Origin of the sequence: Bacillus sp. SORGH_AS_0510, from assembly GCF_030818775.1 — a bacterium.
Lineage (GTDB): Bacteria > Bacillota > Bacilli > Bacillales > Cytobacillaceae > Neobacillus.
In genome coordinates this window covers 4,428,940-4,454,608 of the sequence record NZ_JAUTAU010000001.1, presented here as the reverse complement: position 1 = coordinate 4,454,608, position 25,669 = coordinate 4,428,940, and the positions used below count along the sequence as shown (strand labels likewise).

27 protein-coding genes are annotated in these 25,669 nt (G+C 39.9%); 21 read left to right on the top strand and 6 right to left on the bottom strand.

Going from position 1 to position 25,669, the window contains the following annotated elements:
- Nucleotides 1-98: 98 nt before the first annotated feature.
- Nucleotides 99-437 carry a hypothetical protein gene (locus QE429_RS22655; protein WP_307290237.1) on the bottom strand — a complete coding sequence of 113 codons (339 nt, stop codon included), beginning with the start codon at nt 435-437 and terminating at the stop codon, nt 99-101.
- Nucleotides 438-643: 206 nt separating this feature from the next.
- Between QE429_RS22655 and QE429_RS22650 the strand changes: the two genes are divergently transcribed.
- From QE429_RS22650 to QE429_RS22640, 3 genes are all read left to right on the top strand, one after another.
- Entirely contained in the window at nt 644-1,213 is a 570-nt protein-coding gene (locus QE429_RS22650) for a sigma-70 family RNA polymerase sigma factor (RefSeq protein WP_307290236.1), read from the top strand.
- Nucleotides 1,203-1,889, top strand: coding sequence for a hypothetical protein (locus QE429_RS22645; protein ID WP_307290234.1), 687 nt, complete (start codon nt 1,203-1,205; stop codon nt 1,887-1,889). The genes QE429_RS22650 and QE429_RS22645 overlap by 11 nt, the downstream gene beginning before the upstream one ends.
- Before the next feature lie 115 nt (nt 1,890-2,004).
- Nucleotides 2,005-5,190 carry a DEAD/DEAH box helicase gene (locus tag QE429_RS22640; protein ID WP_307290232.1) on the top strand — a complete coding sequence of 1,062 codons (3,186 nt, stop codon included), beginning with the start codon at nt 2,005-2,007 and terminating at the stop codon, nt 5,188-5,190.
- Between the two features lie 309 nt (nt 5,191-5,499).
- On the opposite strand, the gene QE429_RS22635 is transcribed toward QE429_RS22640, so the two are convergent.
- Together QE429_RS22635 and QE429_RS22630 are read right to left on the bottom strand one after the other, a co-directional pair.
- Nucleotides 5,500-6,156, bottom strand: a complete 657-nt coding sequence (locus QE429_RS22635) for a FusB/FusC family EF-G-binding protein (protein ID WP_307290230.1) — start codon at nt 6,154-6,156, stop codon at nt 5,500-5,502.
- Between the two features lie 109 nt (nt 6,157-6,265).
- A complete protein-coding gene (locus QE429_RS22630; RefSeq protein ID WP_307290228.1) occupies nt 6,266-6,538 on the bottom strand; it encodes a CD3324 family protein in 273 nt (90 codons plus the stop codon).
- Nucleotides 6,539-6,941: 403 nt separating this feature from the next.
- Here QE429_RS22630 and QE429_RS22625 point away from each other — a divergent pair, with 403 nt between their 5' ends.
- The gene (locus QE429_RS22625) at nt 6,942-8,855 is read left to right on the top strand and encodes a bifunctional 2',3'-cyclic-nucleotide 2'-phosphodiesterase/3'-nucleotidase (RefSeq protein ID WP_307290930.1); all 1,914 of its coding nucleotides are present in this window, start codon (nt 6,942-6,944) and stop codon (nt 8,853-8,855) included.
- 73 nt (nt 8,856-8,928) lie between these two features.
- Here the strand turns inward: QE429_RS22625 and QE429_RS22620 are convergent, their stop codons facing one another.
- Nucleotides 8,929-9,273 carry a hypothetical protein gene (locus tag QE429_RS22620; RefSeq protein WP_307290226.1) on the bottom strand — a complete coding sequence of 115 codons (345 nt, stop codon included), beginning with the start codon at nt 9,271-9,273 and terminating at the stop codon, nt 8,929-8,931.
- Between the two features lie 198 nt (nt 9,274-9,471).
- Between QE429_RS22620 and QE429_RS22615 the strand changes: the two genes are divergently transcribed.
- The 13 genes from QE429_RS22615 (at nt 9,472) to QE429_RS22555 (ending at nt 18,800) form a co-directional block, all read left to right on the top strand.
- Nucleotides 9,472-10,044 (top strand): DJ-1/PfpI family protein, encoded by a 573-nt coding sequence (locus QE429_RS22615; RefSeq protein WP_307290225.1) that lies wholly within the window; start codon nt 9,472-9,474, stop codon nt 10,042-10,044.
- 143 nt (nt 10,045-10,187) lie between these two features.
- On the top strand, nt 10,188-10,859 hold the full coding sequence (locus QE429_RS22610) for a Type 1 glutamine amidotransferase-like domain-containing protein (protein WP_307290224.1): 672 nt from the start codon (nt 10,188-10,190) through the stop codon (nt 10,857-10,859).
- A complete protein-coding gene (locus tag QE429_RS22605; RefSeq protein WP_307290223.1) occupies nt 10,852-11,487 on the top strand; it encodes a hypothetical protein in 636 nt (211 codons plus the stop codon). The genes QE429_RS22610 and QE429_RS22605 overlap by 8 nt, the downstream gene beginning before the upstream one ends.
- Nucleotides 11,488-11,504: 17 nt before the next feature.
- On the top strand, nt 11,505-12,338 hold the full coding sequence (locus tag QE429_RS22600; protein ID WP_307290221.1) for a DUF4362 domain-containing protein: 834 nt from the start codon (nt 11,505-11,507) through the stop codon (nt 12,336-12,338).
- A 22-nt stretch (nt 12,339-12,360) separates the two neighbouring features.
- The gene (locus QE429_RS22595) at nt 12,361-12,933 is read left to right on the top strand and encodes a nucleotidyltransferase family protein (protein ID WP_307290220.1); all 573 of its coding nucleotides are present in this window, start codon (nt 12,361-12,363) and stop codon (nt 12,931-12,933) included.
- Nucleotides 12,934-12,999: 66 nt separating this feature from the next.
- A complete protein-coding gene (locus QE429_RS22590; RefSeq protein ID WP_307290218.1) occupies nt 13,000-13,188 on the top strand; it encodes a hypothetical protein in 189 nt (62 codons plus the stop codon).
- Nucleotides 13,189-13,243: 55 nt separating this feature from the next.
- Nucleotides 13,244-13,942, top strand: a complete 699-nt coding sequence (locus QE429_RS22585; protein ID WP_307290217.1) for a hypothetical protein — start codon at nt 13,244-13,246, stop codon at nt 13,940-13,942.
- Nucleotides 13,943-14,211: 269 nt separating this feature from the next.
- On the top strand, nt 14,212-14,379 hold the full coding sequence (locus QE429_RS22580) for a YezD family protein (RefSeq protein WP_307290215.1): 168 nt from the start codon (nt 14,212-14,214) through the stop codon (nt 14,377-14,379).
- A gap of 171 nt (nt 14,380-14,550) precedes the next feature.
- On the top strand, nt 14,551-15,639 hold the full coding sequence (locus QE429_RS22575; RefSeq protein WP_307290213.1) for a sulfate ABC transporter substrate-binding protein: 1,089 nt from the start codon (nt 14,551-14,553) through the stop codon (nt 15,637-15,639).
- Between the two features lie 77 nt (nt 15,640-15,716).
- Complete coding sequence (cysT, locus tag QE429_RS22570; protein ID WP_307290211.1) at nt 15,717-16,550, top strand: sulfate ABC transporter permease subunit CysT; 834 nt, start codon at nt 15,717-15,719, stop codon at nt 16,548-16,550.
- Between the two features lie 17 nt (nt 16,551-16,567).
- Nucleotides 16,568-17,458 carry a sulfate ABC transporter permease subunit CysW gene (cysW, locus tag QE429_RS22565; protein ID WP_307290209.1) on the top strand — a complete coding sequence of 297 codons (891 nt, stop codon included), beginning with the start codon at nt 16,568-16,570 and terminating at the stop codon, nt 17,456-17,458.
- Between the two features lies 1 nt (nt 17,459).
- Nucleotides 17,460-18,536, top strand: coding sequence for a sulfate/molybdate ABC transporter ATP-binding protein (locus tag QE429_RS22560; protein WP_307290208.1), 1,077 nt, complete (start codon nt 17,460-17,462; stop codon nt 18,534-18,536).
- A gap of 126 nt (nt 18,537-18,662) precedes the next feature.
- Nucleotides 18,663-18,800 (top strand): hypothetical protein, encoded by a 138-nt coding sequence (locus QE429_RS22555; RefSeq protein WP_307290207.1) that lies wholly within the window; start codon nt 18,663-18,665, stop codon nt 18,798-18,800.
- Between the two features lie 195 nt (nt 18,801-18,995).
- Here QE429_RS22555 and QE429_RS22550 read toward each other — a convergent pair whose 3' ends face one another.
- Nucleotides 18,996-19,466 (bottom strand): divergent PAP2 family protein, encoded by a 471-nt coding sequence (locus QE429_RS22550; RefSeq protein WP_307290204.1) that lies wholly within the window; start codon nt 19,464-19,466, stop codon nt 18,996-18,998.
- 199 nt (nt 19,467-19,665) lie between these two features.
- Between QE429_RS22550 and QE429_RS22545 the strand changes: the two genes are divergently transcribed.
- A complete protein-coding gene (locus QE429_RS22545; RefSeq protein ID WP_307290928.1) occupies nt 19,666-21,282 on the top strand; it encodes a glycerol-3-phosphate dehydrogenase/oxidase in 1,617 nt (538 codons plus the stop codon).
- Nucleotides 21,283-21,340: 58 nt separating this feature from the next.
- Here QE429_RS22545 and QE429_RS22540 read toward each other — a convergent pair whose 3' ends face one another.
- The gene (locus tag QE429_RS22540; RefSeq protein WP_307290202.1) at nt 21,341-22,204 is read right to left on the bottom strand and encodes an AraC family transcriptional regulator; all 864 of its coding nucleotides are present in this window, start codon (nt 22,202-22,204) and stop codon (nt 21,341-21,343) included.
- Between the two features lie 217 nt (nt 22,205-22,421).
- On the opposite strand from QE429_RS22540, the gene QE429_RS22535 reads away from it, so the two are divergent.
- The 3 genes from QE429_RS22535 (at nt 22,422) to QE429_RS22525 (ending at nt 25,577) form a co-directional block, all read left to right on the top strand.
- Nucleotides 22,422-23,411: a glutathione S-transferase family protein gene (locus tag QE429_RS22535; protein ID WP_307290926.1), complete on the top strand. Its 990-nt coding sequence runs from the start codon at nt 22,422-22,424 to the stop codon at nt 23,409-23,411.
- Between the two features lie 29 nt (nt 23,412-23,440).
- On the top strand, nt 23,441-23,944 hold the full coding sequence (locus QE429_RS22530; protein WP_307290200.1) for a GNAT family N-acetyltransferase: 504 nt from the start codon (nt 23,441-23,443) through the stop codon (nt 23,942-23,944).
- A gap of 1,147 nt (nt 23,945-25,091) precedes the next feature.
- Nucleotides 25,092-25,577, top strand: coding sequence for an HIT family protein (locus QE429_RS22525; RefSeq protein ID WP_307290199.1), 486 nt, complete (start codon nt 25,092-25,094; stop codon nt 25,575-25,577).
- Nucleotides 25,578-25,669 lie beyond the last annotated feature (92 nt).

Below are 25,669 nucleotides of genomic sequence, written 5' to 3'. Positions count from 1 at the left end.
AGTCTCAATTAAGGATACAATAGTGAATTAAAAACATGAATAACAAAAACTAATCAAACGTTTGATTAGTTTTTTTCATGCTCGGGCTAGGTTACTTTCTACTTCTCTATTTTTTTTAGAATAAAGCAGCTCCCATCCTTCGCAAAATAAAGAGATTCTCCATGGTCTCCATGGTCAAGATTAAAATCTACATTCGTTTTATCATAAATTAATTTGTCCACTGTTGCATATTGCACCAGTAATTCAGGGGGAGGATTAAATATAATAGATTGGCTGTTATCTGTTGTAACAAAGCCTTTGGGGTTTGATATTCTTTCGGGCTTTAGTTCAGCTTTCCAATGTCCCTCCAGTAGTAAGGAACTCGCTATGGACTTGGTCTTTCGGTTTTGGACGGACCAAACTTTTCTGCAATTACATCGATGGATTTTGTGCTTCATTTCGTGATACCTACTTTCATAGATAGTAGACTAATAAGGGTTATAGTCATTTTATTCAGTAGGTGGGGGAAATATTTATGGACAAAAAGTCCGATTTCATTAAACCTGAAAACTCATAATTTACGTTTTTTTAAAATAAATGAATAATAAATTGATAAAGTATCGTCTAATAAAACAGTACAGAAAGAATAGAACGGGGGGACCCGATGAAAATAAATAAAGCGAAGCAGCCAGCACCCATTGATGTTTCGAGTATTAACAAAGAAGCGATGCTTGAGGAACTAGTGGAAACCTTGGGAAGCAAGATTCTAAAGCTTGCATTTACATATGTGAAGGATCAAAAAATAGCAGAGGATCTCACGCAGGAAGCCTTCTTGAAATGTTATAAGAACTGGGATCATTTTCGTGGAGAATCCTCAGTGAAAACATGGGTTTATTCGATAACCATTAACCTTTGTAAGGATTATTTGAAAAGTTGGTCCTTTAAGAATTTGTTATATTTGGATTTTTCACCCAAGCAAACCACTGTGAAGGACAGCGTATTAGATCAGGTTTTAGAAAGATCACAGAAAAAGGAATTAGCATCAGCAGTGCTTAATTTGCCTGTAAAGTACAGGGAAGTTATTATTCTCTTTTATTATGAGAATTATCGGGTCGATGAAATCTCAGTTCTTTTACAACAAAATGAAAACACAATCAGGACACGGTTAAGAAGAGGCAAAGAGCTTTTACAAAAGAAGGCTGGAAAAGAAACGAGGGATAAAGATGGAAGATGAACTTCGTTTATTAAAGGAAAGTCTTGATGATACTTATTTTAAGGAGCTAGAGCTTTCAAAGAATATTAAAAAGAAGATAATCAAGCAATCTAAAAAATCTTCCCGAAGATCTCAACACATTCAGAGTTTTAAATATGCAGCAAGTTTGGCCATAGCGGTGTGCTGTCTTCTGCTTTTGGTACAAAACTTTATCCAAGTACCAAAAAACAAGCAAGCTAGTCTTTCGACAGTTCGACAGCAGCAGGTGGCGTTAATCCATTTTCAAAATGATATTATTAGGCTTGTTAGCAAACAAAAACAATCCGAAACCGCCTTTTTAACAGCGATTGTAGCAGGTAAGTCTAAAGGGGAAATTGAGTTGAATCGAGCAGAAAGTATAAAGCAAGGTGAGGAGATTATCTTAGGGCTCAAAGGTATGGTGATCCCTTCTGAGCTTTCCCCTTATCAAGAAATAATTAAAAAAAGCCTAGTGGAGTTAGAAACTGGGTATGTGCTGAAGAATGAATATTTCAGGGATTTAACTCCTGAAACCTACCAAGGACTTTCGGTGCATTATGAGTATGTGGATAAATTATTTAAGTTTGACCAGATGATGATCCCCGTATATAAAGCAGTAGAATTTAGACCAGTAAGTTATGTTGGTTATTTTAACTTAAGAGATTACAGAGAAGAATGAGCAAGAGAAAGGGACAGTCCCCCGGCGCTTTAGCGCAACGGGGGACTGTCCCTTTCTCAGGTTTGTGTTACAATCTTACTATTAAATCTGATCCTCATGAGGAGGGGGAACGCACGTGAACATTCGGATAAACCATAAACTCATCAAAGAAATGTGTGGCACTGTCTCCTTCAAACGAGGGGATTATTTTTACCGAACGGACAGAGTGACCTTTGAACACTATCAGCCCGAATGGTGTCAAGCGACGGTTACATCTGATGAAGCGTTTCGTGTGGTGATTAAAACTGAGACGGATGGGAAACTAAGGACGGAGTGCAATTGCCCGAAGCTTGCGTCCTTTAATAAGGATTGTCAGCATATTGCGGCTGTTTTATTGGCACTTTGCGAACATCAACAACATGGAACTATCCCAAACATATCTAGCAACCCGGGGCTAACTGAGGGCTTATTGAATCTTTTCTCGGATCGACCTGTTCGCTCTAGTGGTCACCAAAACCACTTTGAAACGAGGGAGGTTCTTGAGGTGGAGTTTACCTGCCGCCCAATGGATCTCGGTAATGGGAAACACCTTTTTGGTATTGAACTGGCGGTCGAGTCAACAAACGTGACGGACATTCGTGCCTTTTTAGAACAAGTAGGTTCAGGCCGGTCAGCCGCTCTTTTCCGGAACTCTACGTATGACCCAATTAAGCATTGTTTTCCAAAAGAAACCGATGCCGTCCTTCAACAGCTCATCCAAGTACAGCGTGATGAAAAGGTATATATGAAAAAGGTGCCTGACACCACTGGGCATCAGATACTGCCAATCCCTTCTTCGTCTTGGGAACAGCTGCAACCGTTACTTGTAAAGGTCCCTCAGGTAAAGCTTGTGGATGACGGGCAGACTTTTAAAGGAATTCACGTCTCTCATGAATTGCCGCCATTGCAGTTTCAGTTTAAAGAAGCAGAAGGAAATGGGTATCAATTGCATGTGAAAGGCTTTGAACAGGTACTGGTCTTAGATGCGTATCGGTCTGTATTGTATGAAGGGAAAATCAAACAGTTAGAGGCGCAAGACTGCAAGCGTCTCACCGAGCTAAAACAAATGCTGTCTCAAACAGGAACGAATCGAATCCCGATTCCGGAAGGAAAGATTTCGTTTTTCCTAGAAAAAGTCGCCCCAGGATTAAAAAAGCTCGGACAAGTGACCATCGCTGAATCAATTCGGAAACAAGTAATGGGTACGCCGTTGGTGGCTAAACTCTATCTAGACCGAGTAAGTAATCGCCTTCTAGCCGGCCTTGAGTTTCATTATGACCATATGATGATTAATCCACTAGAAAAGCGAGAGCTGCCAGCTGACAGCCTAATCATAAGAGAGGTAGAAAAAGAAGAAGAAATTCTGCAACTCATGAACGATAGTGAATTTGCCACGACGGACGGAGGCTACTTTTTGCATAATGAGGAGCTCGAGTATGAATTTCTTGTTCATATGCTCCCAAAACTCCAAAAACTGGTGCGGATTTATGCCACAACAGCGGTAAGAAACCGGATTTTTAGAGGGACGACCCATCCTCAGATAAGAGTGAAGGTCAAAAAAGAACGGACGAACTGGCTCGAATTCAAATTTGAAATGGATGGAATTTCAGATCATCAGATTCGCGGAGTATTAGCCGCGTTGGAGGAAAAACGTAAATATTACCGCCTGCCGAATGGCTCTCTTTTTTCATTAGAATCAAGAGAAATGAATGAAATCCAACGGTTTATTCAGTCACCTCTAATGAAGGGTAAAGACTTAGCTGCAGGATTGGAGTTACCGGTCGAGCAAAGTATACAGCTTCTTGATACGGTAGAGGTTAGTGATGCGTTTAAGCTGGAGGAATCTTTCCGCCAGTTCCTTGACCACCTCATGAACCCTGGACAGCTTGAGTTTGAGGTGCCAACCAGTTTAGCTCATATCTTGAAAGAGTATCAAAAGGTGGGCTACAAATGGATGAAAACGCTGGCACACTACGGTTTTGGTGGGATATTAGCAGATGATATGGGGCTTGGAAAGACAATTCAAAGCCTGGCGTATATTGTGTCCGAGCTGCCTGAAATTCGTAAGAAGAAGGAGGCGGTTTTGATTGTTTGTCCTGCCTCCTTAACTTATAACTGGTTGAATGAGATTCGGAAATTTGCTCCTGAGTTAAATGCTATTGTAATTGATGGGGACAAATCGGAGAGGGGTGAACTGCTAAAAAAGGTATCTGATGTGGATGTAATGATTATCTCCTACCCGTTATTACGGCGAGAGATTAGCTGGTTAGAGAAACAGAGCTTTTATGCGTTGTTCTTTGATGAAGCGCAAGCCTTTAAAAATCCATTAACACAGACAGCTCGAGCGGCTAAAAAGCTGCAGTCACGTCATCGTTTTGCACTAACAGGTACACCCGTTGAGAATTCACTCGAAGAGCTGTGGTCCATTTTTCATGTGGTCTTTCCGGAGCTGTTCTTAGGATTAAAAGAATATAGTAAGCTTTCTCGAAAAACAATCGCGCGAAGAATTCGGCCATTTCTCCTGCGGCGCTTGAAAGAGGATGTTCTTGCAGAGCTTCCTGAAAAAATGGAGTCGCGGGAATCGGTGGAACTGTATCCTGAACAAAAGAAGCTGTATGCTGCCTATCTAGCGAAATTAAGGCATGATACGTTAAAACATCTGGATAAGGACACGATTCGGAAAAATCGGATTAAAATATTGGCCGGCTTAACGCGGCTACGGCAGCTTTGTTGTCACCCTGCCTTATTTGTAGATGGGTATAAAGAAGGCTCAGCCAAGCTGGATCAGCTGATAAGGATTGTGGATGAATCGAAGTTTTCAGGTAGAAGGGTGCTCATTTTTTCCCAGTTTACTAAAATGCTTGAGTTGATCGGTCGAAGGTTGCAGGCGAAAGGGCTGCCGTTCTTTTATCTGGATGGTCAAACGCCGCCAGAAGAACGAGTGGAAATCTGCGACCGATTTAATCAAGGGGAGAGGGATTTATTCTTAATCTCCTTGAAAGCTGGGGGAACAGGACTTAATCTGATGAGTGCCGATACGGTGATTCTATATGACACATGGTGGAATCCTGCTGTCGAGGAGCAAGCGGCAGACCGCGCTCATCGGATGGGGCAGCAAAATGTCGTTCAGGTCATCAAACTCGTGGCCCGAGGCACCATCGAGGAAAAAATGAACGATCTGCAGGATAAGAAGAGAGATTTAATCGATGAAGTAATTGATTCAGATGAAAAAGTGATGGCTAACCTTACGGAAGAGGATATTAGGGAAATCTTGATGATCTAGTAGGGAGGTTCAGAGTACTTCGGATTGGTTTACTGTCGTATAGGTGCGTGTAACTGTCGTATGAAGGTAATTTACTGTCGTATAGGTGCGTGTAACTGTCGTATGAGGGTAATTTACTGTCGTATAGGTGCGTGTAACTGTCGTATGAAGGTAATTTACTGTCGTATAGGTGTAGGTTACTGTTGGATAAGAGTGATTTACTGTCGTATAAGTTGATTACTGTCTTATGAGCAAATTTTTCTCCAGGACACCTTAAAACCTCACATAACAAAGAAGAACCTTGCCAATTAACTGGCAAGGTTCTTGTGTTTAAGCATGCTTCCTAAGCGCCTCTTCTAAAAACGAAATTAAATAGTCAACGCTAGTGATTTTTTTATTACATTCAGCACTATCAAAGCAAATATAGTTTCCAATAGCTTTATAGTAATCCGGGTTATTAGACTTTTTCGCTTTGGTTACTGTGGTAATAAAAGCCACCTTCCCAAAACGATTACAGAACGAACAGATATTATCCTTATTCGAAATAGAATATTTGCATTCGATCCCCATCAACTTCTCATCAAGATCATAGATGATAAACTTTTTATTTGAGCTAATATCCGTCCAGCTTAGGTAGGTCATTTTTTCGTAATCGAGATCTGATAAATTGGGTACCTTTAACTTTTTTACCTTAGGAAACATCTTTTTCACTTGCTGTTCGGTCAGCTTGGGGAAGGGGATTAAGAAGCTGGCTAGCTCTTGAACATATTGATCAAGCACCGCTTCCGTTTTCCATTTTAAAAGGTCCAGACTGTCTGCCTGTTTCTTTGTTGCCTGCGGGAAAAGCTCAAGAATTTGAGCATTCGACAGTTCTCTTACTGCCTTAATCACATTTGGGTCGGAATTCTTCCTGTAACTATCCTTAATCAAGGCCACTTGCCGTTTGATAAAATTATATTGGTCATTCTTAATGAATTTTTCATCCATTGTTCGTCACCTCATTCAACTTTATTTTATAAGAAGTATCTTACTAATAAAATGTAGAAAATGAATTAGAAACAAACTATACATAAGAAAACACTGACAGCACAAGCCATCAGTGTTTTTTATTTGAGTAAACTATTTTCTTGATCGTTTCGATGGATAAGAAATGCTCATCCGCTAAATCAGGAATGCTTTTTCCGTTCGTAAAAGCATGCTTGATAGCGGAATTTCGTTCATCGATGGATTTCCTTGCTCCGGAACAACTGCCCCATGTCCGGTAGGTTTTTTCCGGCTTCGGAATATAAAGGGTTTCCCCTTGAACGTATTTTTGAATTTCTGCAATCAGCTTTTCAGGTAAGATGTTGCTTGCGTTTACATATTTCATACATTGCCAGCCCCTTATTTTATTTAGAGAAATAAGGTGCAAAGCCGCATATTAAAAAGCTTACCTGGGCGATTTGTTAAGTTAGTGTCCGCCCCATGCAAAGTATCGCCTTTCCAATACTTGGCTTTGCATGAGTTGCTGGAGTCCCTGGTAATCTAGTTAGATTTCCCAAGACTCATCACCTCCTGAAAATGTAAGGTGTATTCTTACCTTATTTTATAAGTAAGTATCCTTTTATTATAATTCACTGTTTACTCGAATGGAATAGAATTTGATAGGTGGATTTTTTATACGTATCGGCATATTCCAATCCATAGCTGCCAAAACTATGCTCGTTTGTATGAAATTTTTTCAAAAGGAGGTTTATGGATTGATTAAGACACTTACCATCTTTCTAGTTTCATTGCTAGTGATCATTGGACAGTTTTCACATTTCCGTGCATTTGCAAAAAAGCCAGACAGTGCTGTCCAGCTTCGTTTACTTGGTACGACCGATATTCATGTTTTTTTAGCTAATTATGATTATTATCAGACAAAGCAGGATGACAAAGTGGGTTTGGTGAAAACCGCTACCTTGATCAAACAGGCACGGAACGAAGTGAAAAACTCAATGCTGTTTGATAATGGGGACGAAATTCAAGGCAATCCTTTAGGTGACTACGTCGCAAAGGTAAAGGGATTAAAGAAAGGCGAGGTGCACCCGGTTTATCGCCTTTTTAATCAGTTAGAATATGATGCTACAACGGTAGGAAACCATGAATTCAATTATGGATTGGATTATCTCAACGAAGTATTAAACGATGCTAAAATGCCGCTGGTCAATGCAAATGTGGTGAAAGCAGGAACAGATCAGCCATATTTTGAACCTTATGTCTTCCTTAATAAAACTGTTGTGGATGCACAAGGGAAAAAACAAACGATTAAGATTGGGATCATTGGCTTTGTTCCACCGCAGATTATGGAATGGGATAAAGCCAATTTAGAAGGCAAAGTCGAAGTAAAACCTATTGTGGAGACTGCGAAGAAATATGTTCCGTTGATGAAAAAGAAAGGGGCTGACGTAATTGTTGCCCTTGCTCATACTGGAATTAGCGGTGAGCCCTATCAGCCGAGAATGGAGAATGCGGCTTACTATTTAACCGAAATCAAGGACATTGATGCGATTTTTACCGGACATCAACATAATGTTTTCCCTGGACCTCTTTATAAGGTTTTAGAGAAAGTGAATCTGGAGAAAGGGACGATTAATGGGAAACCGGTGGTAATGCCGGGAGCTTTCGGCAGTCACCTTGGAGTCATTGACCTTCAACTACAAAAGGTTCTAGGCCAGTGGAAGGTGGTTGACAGTCAAGCTAGTGTTCGTCCGATTGTGGATGCAACGGGGAAATCGATTGTAGAAACAGACCAAGAGTTAATGAAGGCAATCCTTCCTGAACATGAGGGCACGATTAAATATGTGAACCAGCCTGTTGGAGAAACGACCGCTCCGATTTATAGTTATTTTGCGCTCGTCCAGGATGATCCTTCTGTTCAAATCGTGAATATTGCACAAACAGAATACTTAACCGAGAAATTAAAGGATCCAGCTTATAGTAAGTATGCAGGTATCCCTGTCCTTTCCGCGGCTGCGCCGTTTAAGGCAGGTGGGCGTAACGGTCCACAGTACTATACAGACATTCCGGCGGGAACTTTGGCAATAAAGAATGTCGCAGATTTGTATTTGTATCCGAATACGCTTCAAGCGAAGTTAGTTACAGGAGCGCAGCTTAAAGAATGGCTGGAAATGAGTGCTGGACAATTTAATCAAATCGATCCATCCCAGACGGGGGAACAGCCGTTAATTAATTCGAACTTCCAATCTTTTAATTTTGATGTGATTGATGGAGTGCAGTACCAAATCGATGTAACGAAGCCGGCTAAATACGATCCTAACGGGAATGTGATTAATGCTGGTTCGAGCCGGATTTTAAACTTAACCTATCAAGGAGAGCCTGTTGCGGCAGACCAGAAGTTTATTGTGGCAACGAATAATTATCGTGCAACAAGTGTGACCTTCCCTGGAGTAAGTCAAGGTGAGATTGTATTAAAATCACCTGATGAAAACAGACAAATTATCACGAACTATATTCAAGAAAAGAAAACGATTAATCCGACGGCAGATCAAAACTGGTCTTTTGCTAAATTCAAAGGCACAGTTGTTCCAGTGTTTGATAGTTCGCCGAATGCTCAGAAGTTTATTGGCCAGTTCCCGAATATAAAATATATTGGGCCATCGGCTGGTGGATTTGCAAAGTATTCTATTGATTTAACTGAATAAACGCTTGTTACCGTATGGCTCGACAGGAAAAAGCTGTCCCTGGATTAGGGGACAGCTTTTTCGTTAGAGGGTACTATGAATTTATGGGAAAAGTAATAATGTCGGTATCAATTGTCCATTCTAAACGTCTAATCCATTCTTCCTGAACTTCTTTAGGAGATTTTTGGACCTTATGCAAAACTTTCCATACTTTATATACACAATAAGCTTTTAGTGTGATCCCTGTTTTATGAGTAATTTTTAAACAATTTAGTTCATTATCAATGTCTTCGTTTATAGTTTTTGCAACTTTAATAACTAATGGAATATGAGAACCAGTTAACAAGAAGGTTTCATTTGTATAACCTCCAGTTAATCTAACAAGTTTAAAATCACCATATTTTTCTGTTAAAAGTTCTTCAATCATCTTTTTAATCAAAGTGGGATTTTCATCCTCATATACAAAAATCTCTCTATAACATATCTACTATTACACAAATTTTATGTTTAATCATCTTATAAAAAGAAATAAGTAGTTTGCTCTTCAAAGAATCTTACCTATCTTATAAATATACGATTTTCCTTATTTATCCAAAAATGTTATAATAAATTTTGGTAAAAAAGGAGGAGGACGCACTTGAAAATCGCAATTGTATGTTTTGATAACTTTACTGATATAGATGTTTTTTTACCGTGGGATTTATTAAACCGGGTTCGACATGTCGGTGGGATATCGAATTGGGATGTTCAACTATTAGGAACTGAAGAGACCCATATTTCGGTTTCTGGGTTACGTATCCCAATGACAGGAAGTATTTCCGAAATACCTTTTGCTGATGCAGTCATTTTCACAAGCGGTAAGGGTGTTCAAGATTTATATAAAGATCAAGAATATCTATCAAAAATTAACCTAGATACAAAAAGGCAACTAATAGGTTCCATGTGCTCAGGTGCACTTTTATTAGGTGCAAAAGGATTATTAACTGGAAAAAAAGCAACAACCTATCCAACAGCAGTAGAACAGCTAAAACAATTTAATGTAGATGTTATTGAACAGAGCTTTGTTAACAATGGAAATATTTCTACTGCAGCAGGATGTTATGCAGCTCAAGATTTATCAGCTTGGATTATTAGGACACTAATAAACGAAGACATAGTGAATAAAGTAATCGAATCTGTTCAGCCTGTTGGGAAAGGGTTACATTTTTAATGATTGCGTTAAAGTCAGGTTTTTTTACCTGGCTTGTTTATATTATAGTTCTTAAAACAACCTAGGCAGGGATTTACTTCACATATGCCGAAGTGAAAAGAACTTACGAAAAATGTTTGATATGTAAAAAAGGGGTACTAAGTATGAGAAATCTCGTCTTGTTAAGCAATATTTCAAACAATATGAATTTACATTTAGAGGAAAGAATTAAAGGGATGATAGGCGAAAGCCTGTTTAAACTAGCATATATTCCCTCCCAATCAGACCATCAAAGAAGATATTTCAATTATGTTATGGAGTATTTCCAGTCCTTAGGGGTTAGCGATGTTTTATATTTTGATGCAGATGAAGAATATGATGAGAGCTTGCTAGAACAATTGAAAGAGTGCGACGGGCTTTTCTTATCAGGAGGAAACACCTTCTATTTTTTAAAAAATCTCCAGGAAAGAAACCTGATCCCAACCATCCAAGCCATGGTGGAAAAGGGTAAACTACTGATTGGACTGAGTGCCGGGAGCATCATGATGTCTAAAACCATTAAGATTGCAGACTACATAGACGAAAATCTCGTTGAATTGCAAACATTAGAGGCGTTGGATCTCGTAAACTTTGAATTCATGCCACATTGGGAAGTACAAAAGCCTCGTCTAGAGGAATTATTAGAGTATTCTTTAACCAATCAAAACACCATTTACACCTGTTACGACGGTGATGGTATTGTTTTACAAGGAGATACCATTGAGTTTTTTGGAAAGGTAAATGAAATCAGAAGTGGTAATTGGATTGAATCGACAAGAGGTGGAGAATTTGAGTAATTGGGAAAAGGCCTTATCAAAAATATGTGAGATCTATTTTAACACCGAATCCAGAATGGAATGGATTTTGGTCGGCTCTGTGGGTTCAGTGCTCCAAGGCTGTGACATGACTCCTGGGGACATTGATATCTATGTAAAAGACCAAGAGATTGTCGGCCAATTTGCCGAATTGTTACAATCATATTCCCTCCCGTCAAAAGGTGGAGAAAAACATGATGAGAATTGGCTATCCTCCTTCGAAGAGCCAACCTTTACCCAAACCTTCCCAACCGGTTTTACCTGGACAAAAGGACGTTGGAAAATTGAAGGCGTCGATGTTGAAGTCGTGAACATTTCGAATTCTGCAGGTATCCCTGATTCGCAAACAGGAAATGGAATTTGGGAAGGCGGAAAATATATTTGGGACCTTTATAAAAAAGTCTCGTTTGGACCATATACCATCCGAACTGTCCCACTGGAAATACAATTAGAATCCAACTATAGAAGACAAAGACAGGAAAGAATTGATGCCATCATCAAGGCAATGAAAACCTACGGATACGATGAAGAACTATTGAAGAAATCTCTTTCTAGCAAACACCTTCTAGAGTTTTACACAGCAATGGGCATGGAAAGTCCTATTTCCTGAAAAGGTGTGAACAGCGCATGAGTAAAAAAGCTTTATGGCTGGGGTTAATCGCGTTTGTGTTTGTTCTTTTAGCGGCCTGTCAAAGAGATGACGAATCTACTCAAAAACATTATAAACCAACTGCAAATGAAGTGGTAGAAGCCCATGGTGGTCTTGAGAATATTAAAAGATTAGACCTGTTTGTTAAAAATGTGAACAGCGGGAAGAAGGATCAGGTTCGGCTCACTCGATTTACAATAGAAGGGGATCCTATTTACTATGATTTAACCTATAACGGCTCCAAATTGAAAATTATAGAAGACACAAGAGAAGACGAGTTTGGTCAAGGAGAGGTAAAAACCTATCATTGTAAAAGTATCCAAAAACAAGAATCATCTACAAGTACCAAATATATAATCGAGGAATGCCCAAATTTAGGAGAGTTACTGACCATTTCTCACGATGTCGACCAACAGGATTTGTTTGAATTTGAGTTGAAGTACGGTGTGGGTATGAAAAATAAAATTAACACAAAGGAACAGGAACTTATCAAGGACTTACAAAATGGTGAGGAAGTTGGCGTCAGTGATTTCCAGTTTTCAAAGGATGAAATGAACCAAATCTATAAGCTCATGATTCTTTCAAACTATCTTGAGGAAAAAAAGCTATCAACTCAATGCAATAAGAAGCCATTTGAAAGTTATGAGCTAACCGTGTGGATTAATGACGCGAAGCGACATTTTGCGTGGTCCGAATGTGATAAGAGTAAGGATGGAAAACAAATGTCGGAACTGGTTGCTGATATTAAAGCCATCCTCAAACAAAATCCTGTCTATCAATCGTTCCCAGAGGTTAAAGGATCCTATGAATAACAAAAGGTGGTTCCACTAAAAAATGATAGATGAGCAAGGAGTTATTTCGATTATACAAAGTGATTCATGGATTATGGAAATATTAAAAACAGTGAATTCACTGGATTTACCAGACTGGTGGATTTGTGCAGGGTTTGTTCGTTCAAAAATATGGGATCACCTTCATGACTTTAGCGAAAGGACTCCTATTCCTGATATTGATGTCATTTTTTTTGATCAAACAACAATGGATGAATTAGTAGAAAAAAAGTATGAAGCAAAACTTAGAACCCTTATGCCTGATTGTCCGTGGTCGGTGAAAAATGAAGCCAGAATGCATATTAGAAATAATATGCGACCTTATACTTCCTCGGTGGATGCAATATCGAAATTTCCTGAAACCGCAACAGCACTTGGTGTTAAATTAGATGGAGATAACAATGTCATCTTAACAGCTCCTTGGGGGATTAGCGATGTAGTCCAATTCGAGGTTAGGGCAACTCCATTTTTTATAGAGAATGAAGAGCGGATGAAATTCTATAAAGAGCGTATTGCAAAAAAGAACTGGAAATCAACTTGGAACAGGATAAAAGTGTATAACACTAGTGTATCGTGACTAAGAGTCCTTGCCTCAATGTTAAAAAGAAGGTAAGCTTTAGAAAAATAGAAATGAGGGATTCGCATGGCATTTGATACATCAATTTTAGGTTTACCATACTTCAGCCTGGATGCGGCTGCGGTCGACAAAAGTCCAAGTGAGATGGTTATTACAAACAATAATGGAGAAACCTATTACATAGTAACAAAAGATGTATATGAGGACGGCCTGCAACAAGAAGGGTATCAAATCGTCGTAAACGAAGGAGAGTAATATTGCTCTCCTTTTATTGATGCTTCATGACTAATATTGTACAGGAGCCATTGCAATGAAAAAACTTATTGTATTCTTTTTACGATTGCTAGGATTTATCGCCATCATCCTTTTGACTATAGGCATATTTGTCTTAATCGCATTCCTCCAACAAGCATTTTTTGTTCCAAAAGAGTATGTCATCTGGATTTTCAGATCACCTTATTCAGGGTTGGTTTTCATTTTTGAGATCTATCTTTTTGTGGGATACTTTTACCTCTTTAATAAGGACTTTAGAGATACATTACGATATGGTAAGTTTTTCAGCAGGAATAGAAAAATCATTATTTCTGTTGTTATAACTGGTACCCTTGTACTGTTATACACGGTGATCACACCAGTTACGGTAGTTAAAGCAAAAAGAATCGTTAATTATTCTTTTTTCACTCCGCAGGGAAAGGAATATAGCTACAATGACATATCGAAAATCCAAACAGGTGTGTATGGGAAGGGTCGCTCCTCATTATTCGGGCACTCCAAGGGTGAATTTTTTTACATTATTGAATTGAAAGATGGGACAAGAATTGATCTAGCCGAGGTGGGCGGGACGCCACAGGATAAAGACGAGCGCTTTATCATCGAAAAACTTGATAGGAAATTTGTGGATATGAATATTCCTAAAGAAGCCAGCATGAAAAACTTTGAGTACACGAAAAAGAACTTAGCTAAGATATATACGGATAAGATTCGCAACATTTTGGAAAATACAAAATAACTTTTTAAAACACACTTGACAGGTAGGTAAAGTCAGAATAAAATGAAAATAATCTAACTGAACTATTTAAGCTGATTGGAAAACCAAAGGCTTATACTCATTTTTATGGGTATAAGCCTTTTATTTTTTTGAAGGGAGAATTTCATCATGACTTATCCGATAAGTAAGTGTAGTCCATATTGTTGTCCGTCTACTAGGTTAGTATTATTTTTTCATTATAAAAACCAAGTAAACACATAGGATATATTATATATGAGGAGGATGAATAAATGGCGAATGTAGATCAAGCTAAGGCCAACTTTATTCTATCAACACTTAAAGGGATGGAGTATGGCTCAGTTATTATTACGGTTCATGACGGAGCGATTACTCAAATTGACAAAACCGAGAAAACACGGTTTGGACAAAAGAAACATGCATCAAAAGATAAACAATAAAATAAGTACTGGACTTACTAATCTATTATGCCGATCAGACTTACTGAAGGCTGCTACTTTTTATTACTGATTTAGAGCTGTTTTTCGGAGCTTTTTATGTGCCGAAATTCTCTTTAATAGGTATTAAAATGAAGCAGCCTTTTTTATTTACAAATAAGGGGGCGTTTTACCATGTTACGTATACAAAAAGGATCAATTAAATTAACACTGTTGCTACTTATTCTGGGGCTTCTATTAACCGGATGCGGTAGTAATCAAACAAGCAATCAAACTGGTCAAAAAAAGGAAGAGAAAACGACAGAAAAAAAGACCGAAAATAAGCCACCAGTGGAGTTATTGAATGTTTCATACGATCCGACTCGTGAGCTTTATGAAGAGTTTAATAAGGAATTTGCAAGCTATTGGAAAAATAAAACAGGTCAAGAGGTAACGATTCAGCAATCACACGGCGGGTCAGGGAAGCAGGGCCGCGCAGTAATTGATGGACTAGAAGCAGATGTGGTTACACTTGCTTTGGCATATGATATCGATGAAATTGCAAACCTAGCTGGTTTACTTTCAAAAGATTGGCAGAAGAAATTGAAAGATAACTCTACACCTTATACATCTACGATTGTGTTTTTAGTTAGGAAGGGAAATCCGAAGGGGATTAAAGATTGGGATGATTTAACGAAGAAGGGCGTTTCAGTCATCACACCGAATCCGAAAACTTCTGGGGGAGCACGCTGGAATTACTTAGCTGCTTGGGCTTATGCACAGGAAAAATACAACGGCGATGAAAAGAAAATCAAAAGCTTTATGGGCCAATTATATAGCAACGTTGAGGTGTTAGATTCTGGGGCACGCGGTGCGACGACTACATTTGTTGAACGGGGCATTGGAGACGTATTAATCGCTTGGGAGAATGAAGCATTTTTAACCTTAAACGAGCTAGGGAAAGACAAATTTGAAATTGTAGCTCCATCCATAAGTATTCTTGCTGAACCACCTGTTGCAGTTGTAGATAAAGTGGTGGATAAAAAGGGTACCAGAGAAGTGGCTGAAGCCTACTTAAATTACTTATACACAGAAAAAGGACAGGAAATTGTAGCGAAAAATTACTATAGACCAAGAAATGAAGAAGTTCTTGCGAAGTATGCGGATACTTTCCCAAAGCTGAATTTAGTAACGATCGATGATTATTTCGGAGGTTGGAAAAAAGCACAGGAAACTCATTTCAATGACGGCGGTACTTTCGATCAAATATATCAGCCAAAGTAAGAAAAAATGAATAAGCGTTCTCAACTCTTACTAGGTTGGGAACGCTTATCTAACTTTTAGCGGAAGGGGTCAACCTCATGGCTCATATACAAAGTCTAAAAAGGAAACGAAACAGTGTACTTCCAGGCTTGGGCTTGTCACTTGGATTTACCATGTTTTACCTCAGTCTTATCGTCATTTTGCCCTTATCCATGATTTTTTTTCAAACGGCGGCTGCCCCTTGGGATAAAATATGGCAGACCATATCTGATCCAAGAGTAATAGCTTCCTATAAACTCAGCATCGGTGCTTCGCTCCTAGCAGCAACAATAAATGTCATCTTTGGTGTATTAATTGCGTGGGTGTTAGTTCGTTACCGGTTTCCTGGAGCGAAGATTATCGATGGACTTGTTGATCTTCCCTTTGCCTTGCCAACAGCGATTGCAGGAATTGCCTTAACCACTTTATATACAAAAACAGGCTGGATTGGACAGTTTTTAAGCTTTAAGGTGGCGTTTACCCCTCTTGGCATTACGCTGGCTCTTACCTTTATTGGCTTACCCTTTGTGGTCCGAACGGTTCAGCCTGTCCTCCAAAACTTTGAAAAAGAACTTGAAGAAGCTTCTGCTAGCTTAGGAGCCAACCGTTTCCAAACCTTTGGAAAAGTCATTTTTCCTGAATTACTGCCAGCTGCACTAACGGGTTTTGCTCTAGCATTCGCAAGAGCGCTTGGGGAATATGGATCAGTGGTGTTTATTGCAGGAAACATGCCCATGAAAACAGAAATTACGCCCCTTTTAATTATGACAAAGCTTGAGCAATATGATTATTCGGGGGCGACTGCCATTGCTGCAGTCATGCTAATTTTTTCATTTATTCTCTTATTCTTAATTAACCTGTTGCAATGGTGGACAAATAGAAAATTCATATAAAAAAATAGGAGGTCACTATGGCTGGACATGTTTCTCTGGCATATGCAAGTAACACATCACTACAGACTACCTCGAAAAATTCTGAGCCTCGGTGGGTGAGGTGGCTTTTAATTACGGTAGCATTAGGATTTCTATGTTTATTTCTAGTTTTACCACTTGTTGCAATATTCGTAAAAGCCTTTGAAAAAGGAGGAGAGGTGTTTTGGGCAGCTATTACTAGTCCGGATGCCTTATCCGCTATAAAGTTAACCTTCCTTATTGCGCTTATCACGGTTCCTCTTAATGCGATTTTTGGGGTGGCCGCTGCTTGGAGCGTGACTAAGTTCAATTTTAAGGGAAAAAGCTTTTTGATTACGGTTATTGACCTGCCCTTTGCAGTATCCCCGGTTATTGCCGGATTGGTGTTTGTTTTATTATTCAGTGCACATGGTTTATTCGGCCCTTGGCTAATGTTACATGATATTAAGATTATTTTTGCCGTTCCAGGAATTCTTCTAGCCACTCTGCTAGTCACTCTGCCTTTTGTGGCTAGAGAATTGATTCCATTGATGCAGACACAAGGCACAACAGATGAGGAAGCATCGTTGACATTAGGTGCAAGTGGTTGGAAAACGTTTTGGCTGGTTACACTTCCGAATATTAAATGGGGATTATTATACGGTGTGATCCTCTGCAGTGCCCGGGCGATTGGTGAATTTGGAGCCGTTTCGGTTGTTTCCGGCCATATTCGCGGTTTGACTAATACGATGCCATTGCATATTGAGATTTTATATAATGAGTATCAGTTTTCAGCGGCGTTTGCAGTTGCATCGTTAATGTCCTTTTTCGCCATCATTACCTTGGTCGTGAAAAACTTAATTGAGTGGAAAGCGAAAAAATCAGTGATACCTGAAGAAGGGGCTGTTTAAGATGAGCATACAAATTAACCAAATCTCAAAATCATTTGGGAGATTTAAAGCCTTAGATAATATTTCTATTGATATTCAAACGGGAGAACTCGTTGCTCTTCTTGGCCCGTCTGGTTCAGGGAAAACCTCACTATTAAGAATTATTGCTGGATTAGAAGCAGCCAACCAGGGAGCTATTCTGTTCGGGGAAGAGGATATGACGTACATTAGTACGAAAGAGCGGAAGGTCGGCTTTGTTTTTCAACACTATGCACTTTTTCGGCATATGACTGTTTTTGATAATATTGCGTACGGGTTAAAGGTAAGACCAAGGAAGACCCGGCCTTCTAAGCAAGAAATCAAGGAGAAGGTAGAGGAGTTGTTAAGACTAGTTAAGTTGGAATTCTTTGCTGACCGCTACCCAGCTCAATTGTCGGGCGGCCAGCGTCAGCGAGTTGCCTTAGCAAGAGCATTGGCTGTTGAGCCTAAAGTCCTTTTGTTAGATGAACCATTTGGCGCCCTAGATGCAAAGGTACGAAAGGATTTACGGCGCTGGCTGCGAAAGCTTCATGATGATTACCAGATTACGAGTATTTTTGTGACACATGACCAGGAGGAAGCGCTGGATGTGGCTGACCGAATAGTGGTAATGAACGAAGGGAAGATTGAACAAATTGGTACACCTGAAGAAGTCTATGAAAATCCCAAAACTCCGTTTGTTTATCACTTTTTAGGGAATGTGAATTTGTTTAAAGGCCGTCTACACAATGGGAAGTTACGGCATGGAAATTTTGAGATGGAAGTGAATGACCCTGAATATGAAGGAACGGTGAATACCGAAGCGGTGGGATATGTTAGACCCCATGATATCAGTATTGAGCGCGAACCGAGTGCCGATTCGGTAAACGCCGAGATTAGTTATATTCATTCAGTCGGTGCAGTGGTTCAACTGGAGTTGATTCGTAAGGATACAGGGGAGTTTCTAGAAGCTGAATTAACAAAGGACCGGTATCGCAGTTTAGGTTTGATAACAGGGGATGAGGTGTTTGTAAAGCCGAAGCAGTTACGGGTGTTTATTCCGGAGGATTATACGATATAGCACTGGTTTAAATGAGTTTTTTAACAAAGCATTTAGAAGGGAAAAAGAAGCTGTGGTCGAGTAGTAGAGTCTATGCGACCGTTATGGGGTGTCAAAAATGAAACCGGTAATGTAGGGGGATTCTACGTGCCCGAAATTGATGGAAAAACCAAAACGGGTAACGTAGAAGGGATCTACGTGTCCGAAATTGATGGAAAAACCACAACGGGTAACGTAGAAGGAATCTACGTGCCCGAAACCGGTAGGAAAAACCGAACTGGGTAACGTAGAAGGGATCTACGTGCCCGGAACCGGTAGAAAAACCCAAAATGGGTTACGTAGAAGGATTCTACGTGCTTGAAACGGGCTTCGCAAATTGAAACGGTCGCGAAGAAATAATACGCGACCAAATACCTCACTATCTTCGAACTTCCTCGAAAACAAACACAACTCATGGACCCCATAATTCATTACAAATAACTAAAACGGATAAACCAAATAAGTCAAATACCCCACAATAATCCCTGTAATCGCTCCGAAAAATACCTCTGCCGGCTGGTGGCCGAGCAGTTCCTTTAGCTTGTCACGGGACTCTGTTTTCTTTAAACTTGGATGCTTTAAGGTTTCGATGAGTAGATTGAAATCAGCCAGCAATGCATTTAGCACTTCAGCATGGTAGCCGGCATGTCTTCGAACACCCATCGCATCGTGCATCACAATAAGGGAGACAATTACCGCTATCGCAAACTCATTTGACTGAACTCCGGCTGTAATACCGATCGCTGTAGTCAAAGAAATAATGGTGGCTGTGTGGGAACTAGGCATCCCGCCCGTACTAAACATTAAGCTCCATTTTAGTTCTCTTGAGGCTAAAAAGTGTATCGGAATTTTTACAAATTGAGCAATTAGCATTCCTAAAAGGGCAGCGCAAATGGGAAAGGATAAGAACATGGGAATCCTCCTAAATTTTGGCTTCTATAATGCTTATTATTATCTTAACAGAAAAAGAAAGCAAAGTAATATGTTGGAGACTTTGGTGAGAGGAATGAATACATTTAAATAGGGTAAATCATAATTAGCTCTTTTCCTTAAATAGGAGGGTATTCCATTGAAATTCTCAAGTTCAAATAGAATAGAAGTATTAAACGAAATGACCTCAGAAGCATTTGATGTCCTCGTCATTGGAGGAGGGATTACAGGCTGCGGGATTGCGCTTGACGCCGTCACTAGGGGATTGAATACCGCTTTGATAGAAATGCAGGATTATGCTGCGGGCTCATCCAGTCGTTCTACTAAACTTGTTCATGGAGGCTTGCGCTATTTAAAGCAATTTGAAGTAAAAATGGTTGCTGAAGTGGGAAAGGAACGCGCTATTGTGTACGAGAATGGCCCGCACGTGACCACTCCAGAATGGATGCTTTTGCCGATCCACCAAGGAGGGACCTTTGGCAGATTTAGCACTTCTATGGGGCTTCGAGTCTATGATTTTTTAGCAGGTGTAAAAAAGGCAGAACGGCGATCGATGCTGTCCGTTGAACAGACTATTGAAAAAGAACCACTTCTTAAGCAAGAGGGTTTAATGGGCGGGGGGATTTACGTAGAATACCGCACCGATGATGCCCGTTTGACGATTGAAGTGTTGAAGGAAGCGGTCGCTAGAGGTGTAAAGGCAGTCAATTACACAAAAGCAAACGAGCTTCTTTACCGAGATGGAAAAGTAGTAGGTGTACGGGTCACTAATCAGTTAAATGGGGATGTGTATGATATTTATGCGAAGAAAATCATTAATGCCACCGGACCTTGGGTGGACTCACTTCGCGACAAGGACCATTCCATGTCCGGGAAAAAACTGAGGCTGACAAAAGGAGTTCATATAGTCATTGACCAGTCCAGGTTTCCTTTGAAACAGGCCGTCTATTTTGATACACCTGACGGCAGAATGGTGTTTGCCATTCCTCGTGAGGGTAAAACGTATGTAGGAACTACAGATACATTTTTTGATAAAGAGCTTGCTCATCCCAAAATGACTTCTGAGGACCGGGCCTATCTTATTGAGACCATTCATTACATGTTCCCTAAGGTGCAGATTAAAGAAGAGGATATTGAGTCCAGTTGGGCAGGGGTAAGGCCGTTAATTTATGAGGAGGGAAAGGACCCTTCAGAAATTTCCCGTAAGGATGAAATCTGGGTATCCGATTCAGGTTTAGTCACGATTGCAGGAGGTAAGTTGACCGGTTACCGCAAAATGGCGGAAACAGTGGTTGATTTGATAGCGAAGAAGTTAGAGGAGGAATGGGGGCTTCGGTTTAAAGCATGTCAAACCAAGCATATGCCTATTTCCGGTGGTCATTTTGGCGGATCCAGCAAGTTTCAAGCTTTTATTGAAAAAAATTTAGAGGAAGCCATTGTGAATGGGTTTACGAAGGAACAGTACTTACAATTAGTCCATCGATACGGTTCCAATATTCATCGAATTTTTGAGATGGCCAAGGGTTACAATTCCGATCACACGTATGGTTTACCATTGGATGTATATGTGCAATTGGTGTATAGCTTGGAGGAGGAAATGACGGTTAAACCTGTGGATTTTTTTATCCGGCGGACGAGCGCATTATATTTTAATATTCAATGGGTCCAAAAGTGGAAACAAGCTGTAATGGACTTGATGGCGGAGTATCTCGAATGGACGGGAGAAGAAAAAGTAAATTATCAGGAAGAACTAGAAACGGAGTTACATGACGCTGTGAATCCCACGGAAACCATATAGTAACTACCATTAATTACAAACATAAACGGCAGTCCAAAAGGCTGCCGTTTACCCAAAATTATTTTAACGGAATCCAAATTTCAGAGTAATAATCGGGTCCCCACGGATCTCCGGCAGGATAGACCTCTAATTCCGGCCCCCCTGCGTGCTCATACTGACTGGACGGGAACCATTCTGAGAAAATCTGTTTCCAAGCGTTCTGCATGGCATGGGGCATTGGGCCATGAACTTCAAAAATACCCCATTTTGCAGCAGGGATATCTAGCTGCAACAGATTCTCTGGCATATCGCCTTCATATTCCGTAGCAATCCAATAATCCAATTTTTCCGGCGTTAAACCTTCCCGTTTATCTACACAAACACCAAGGACTCCTTTTATCTGCCCATTATTCAGTTGAACTAGTCGATCATTGGTTCCATCGGCATGAACATCCCCCCACATGTTGGGAATGCCTTTTAAATTTTCGTCGTTGACACATGAAAACTCTCTCTTCACTCCAACAACTTTGAAACCGTCTCTTTCGATAATCTTATAATTCATTGGATCTACTCCTCTCAAAGTGACCTGGATCGCCAGGCGGTTATACGATGTTAGCTTTCCCGTGTGATTTCGTGCTTGGCTAGGAGTTAATCCATGCTGCCTTCGAAATGCTTTTGAAAAAGCTTCCGGAGTGTCGTAACCATATTTCAGGGCGATATCAATGATTTTGCTATTTGTTGCTGATAATTCTTGTGCAGCCAACGTTAAACGTCTACGACGAAGATATTCACCTACAGAAATATCCGTTAAAATCGTAAATGTTCGTTGAAAATGAAACTCAGATACATGTGCTTGTTTCGCAATGTCCTCAATTGTGATGTCATCAAGCAAATGCTCCTCCATATAATCAATCGCTCTCTGCAGTGATTCAACCCATCCCATATAGCTCACTCCTTAATTAGATGCTAACAGCCAAAGAATCTTAAATCCTGTCAATTTCTGCTCTGGTAAAGCAGGTTTAATCTTATTTTTCTATTAAAACACTTCGGTGTCTAGTGAACAAACATTTAATGTTATTGCTTCCATTTACAACCATATACCGGTTAAAATGATATAAAGTCATATGCTCAAAATGGAGGGATGAATAAAAGTGTCACATATGGAAAAGAAAGTGACGAATCAGGAAATCTCATCTGATGGTGCATTTAAACGTCAGAAGAATAGGTTTACGACTCCATTTGGTAAGGAGGATGGCGAGCTTCCAGTTGAGGCAGGAAGGTACCGATTATTATGGTCTGCTGTATGCCCATGGGCACATCGGTCTGTGATTGTTCGAAGAATACTAGGTTTAGAAGAGGTTATTAGTCTTGGAACGGCAAGCCCAATGAGGCCTAAACTCCCCCATGTAGACTGGGAGTTCTCATTAGATCCAAACGGTGTAGACCCAATATTAGGTGTGCGCTTTATGAGTGAATTGTACCTTAAGACAGACCCTGACTACACGGGACGGCCAACCGTTCCTGTGATGATTGATATTAAGGAGCAAAGAGTCGTCAACAATGATTATTTTAAACTTACAAACTATCTAGAAACGGTGTGGAAGCCATTTCACAAGGAAAATGCGCCTGATTTATACCCTGAGTACCTACGTGAAGAAATAGATACGTTGAATGATGTAATTTTTCATGAGGTAAACAACGGGGTGTATAAGTGTGGTTTCGCTCAGTCACAAGAAGCGTATGAAGAAGCTTATGACATCTTATTTCATAGATTAGATGAATTGGAGCAACGGCTAGCTGCCAAGCGCTTTTTATTTGGCGATAATATTACAGATTCAGATGTTCGGCTCTATGCGACATTAATTCGTTTCGATGTAGCTTACTATTCAGCCTTTAAAGCTAATCGGAATCGAATTGTTGATTTTCCGAATCTATGGGGTTACTTAAGAGATCTCTTTCAAACTCCTGGTTTTGGAGACACGACCGATTTTGATGCTATAAAAAAGCACTATCATTTATCACACCATATTGCCAACAATGATCAGAAAGGGCAAACGATCCTTCCAAAGGGACCGGATCTCTCCGGACTTCACTCGGCGCATGACCGTCAATTATTAAGTAATACTACGGAAAAATTTCTCATCCATTAAGTGAAAAACAATTGAAAGAAGGTGTAAAAATGAAGATTCGCGATGCAAAAGAGAAGGAAGGTACTTTCATCCGAGAACAAAGAGTTAATTCCTACAGAGAACATGCAGAATGTATTCCAGAAGGGCATTGGGAAGCACTGAAGCGGTCAATTTCTTCAGAAGCTGATATACAGCCAGGAGTTGAAAGAATTGTAGCTGAATTAAATGGAAAAATCTTAGGTAGTGTGGCATTGTTCCCGGCTAAAACGGATGCATACAACGGGTACATAGATGCCCTAGATTATCCTGAAATTCGCATGCTTGCTGTTACACCGGAAGCAAGGGGCAAGGGAGTGGCGACTGCGTTAATTACTGAGTGTATACGGAGGTCAAAGGAGAAAGGGTATTCATCGGTTGGACTGCATACTGGACAATTTATGGAGAGTGCGATGAGGTTGTACGAAAGCCTCGGGTTTGAACGACTGCCACAATTTGACTTTGAACCGGCTGGTGACGGGATTATCGTGAAGGCTTATCGGCTAACATTCAAATGATTTTTATTTTTATTGGCGGTTTCAGACAAAGTTGGCTGAAAAGAGAGAAAGATAGTCAGAAGTCATGGCAACATCTACTTTTTTTCAGAAAGAAGAAGGAAAAGTAGAAGTAGGAGGGATCTACGTCTACTTTTTCCAAGAAAGAAGAAGGAAAAGTAGAAGTAGAAGGGAGCTACATCTACTTTTTCCAAGAAAGAAGCAGGAAAAGTAGAAGTAGAAGGGGTCTACATCTACTTTTTCCAAGAAAGAAGAAGGAAAAGTAGAAGTAGAAGGGGTCTACATCTACTTTTTCCAAGAAAGAAGAAGGAAAAGTAGAAGTAGAAGGGAGCTACATCTACTTTTTCCAAGAAAGAAGCAGGAAAGGTAGAAGTAGAAGGGAGCTACATCTACTTTTTCCTAGAAAGAAGCAGGAAAAGTAGAAGTAGAAGGGATCTACATCTACTTTTTCCAAGAAAGAAGCAGGAAAAGTACAAGTAAAAGGGGTCTACATCTACTTTTTCCAAGAAAGAAGCAGGAAAAGTAGAAGTAGAAGGGAGCTACATCTACTTTTTCCAAGAAAGAAGCAGGAAAAGTAGAAGTAGAAGGGAGCTACATCTACTTTTACCTAGAAAGAAGAAGGAAAAGTAGAAGTAGAAGGGAGCTACATCTACTTTTTCCTAGAAAGAAGCAGGAAAAGTAGAAGTAGAAGGGAGCTACATCTACTTTTTCCAAGAAAGAAGAAGGAAAAGTAGAAGCAGAAGGGGTCTACATCTACTTTTACCTAGAAAGAAGCAGGAAAAGTAGAAGTAGAAGGGAGCTACGTCTACTTTTTCCAAGAAAGAAGCAGGAAAGGTAGAAGTAGAAGGGAGCTACATCTACTTTTTCCAAGAAAGAAGCAGGAAAAGTAGAAGTAGAAGGGGTCTACATCTACTTTTTCCAAGAAAGAAGCAGGAAAAGTAGAAGTAGAAGGGAGCTACGTCTACTTTTTTCCAGAAAGAAGCAGGAAAAGTAGAAGTAGAAGGGATCTACATCTACTTTTTCCAAGAAAGAAGAAGGAAAGGTAGAAGTAGAAGGGAGCTACATCTACTTTTTCCAAGAAAGAAGCAGGAAAAGTAGATGTTGACGTGAGCCAACTTCGCGATAGCAGCATATAAGAAAGAGGAACTCTATGAGAAAAATAACTTTATCAAACAGAACTACAGTAGAGGTAGAATGCTTGAGTTGTGCCCTAACCAGCGGATTAATTGAGCCTGATGGAGGAGTAGTCATTGAAACAGAACATTTCCATGCACATCAGGATGTTGCGTATCCGATCAAAGGATTAATCATCCTAGCGTCCAAGCGCCATATCATATGTTTTGATGAACTAACAGAGGAGGAAAAATTAGATTACATCAATATCCTTACAAAAATTAGAAAAGCACAGCGAGAAGTACTTGGCATTGATTATGTTTATTATTTTTACAACGAAGATACGACCCACCATTTTCATACCTGGATGGTTCCGCGCTATGAGTGGATGTACGAATTTGGCCGGTCAGTAGAATCAGTTCGCCCTGTTCTGCTTCATGCGAGAAATGAAATGAATGATGAGGAAAATGTGAAAGAAGTAATGGAAGCAATTAAGCTACTAACTGTTGAGTTAAATAGATAAATTTTTTTATAGGGAAGCCGCCAACTATACGATTGGTGGCTTAATTTTTGAAATAAACAGGGGATTATTTGTTTGAAACAGAATAATAGTAA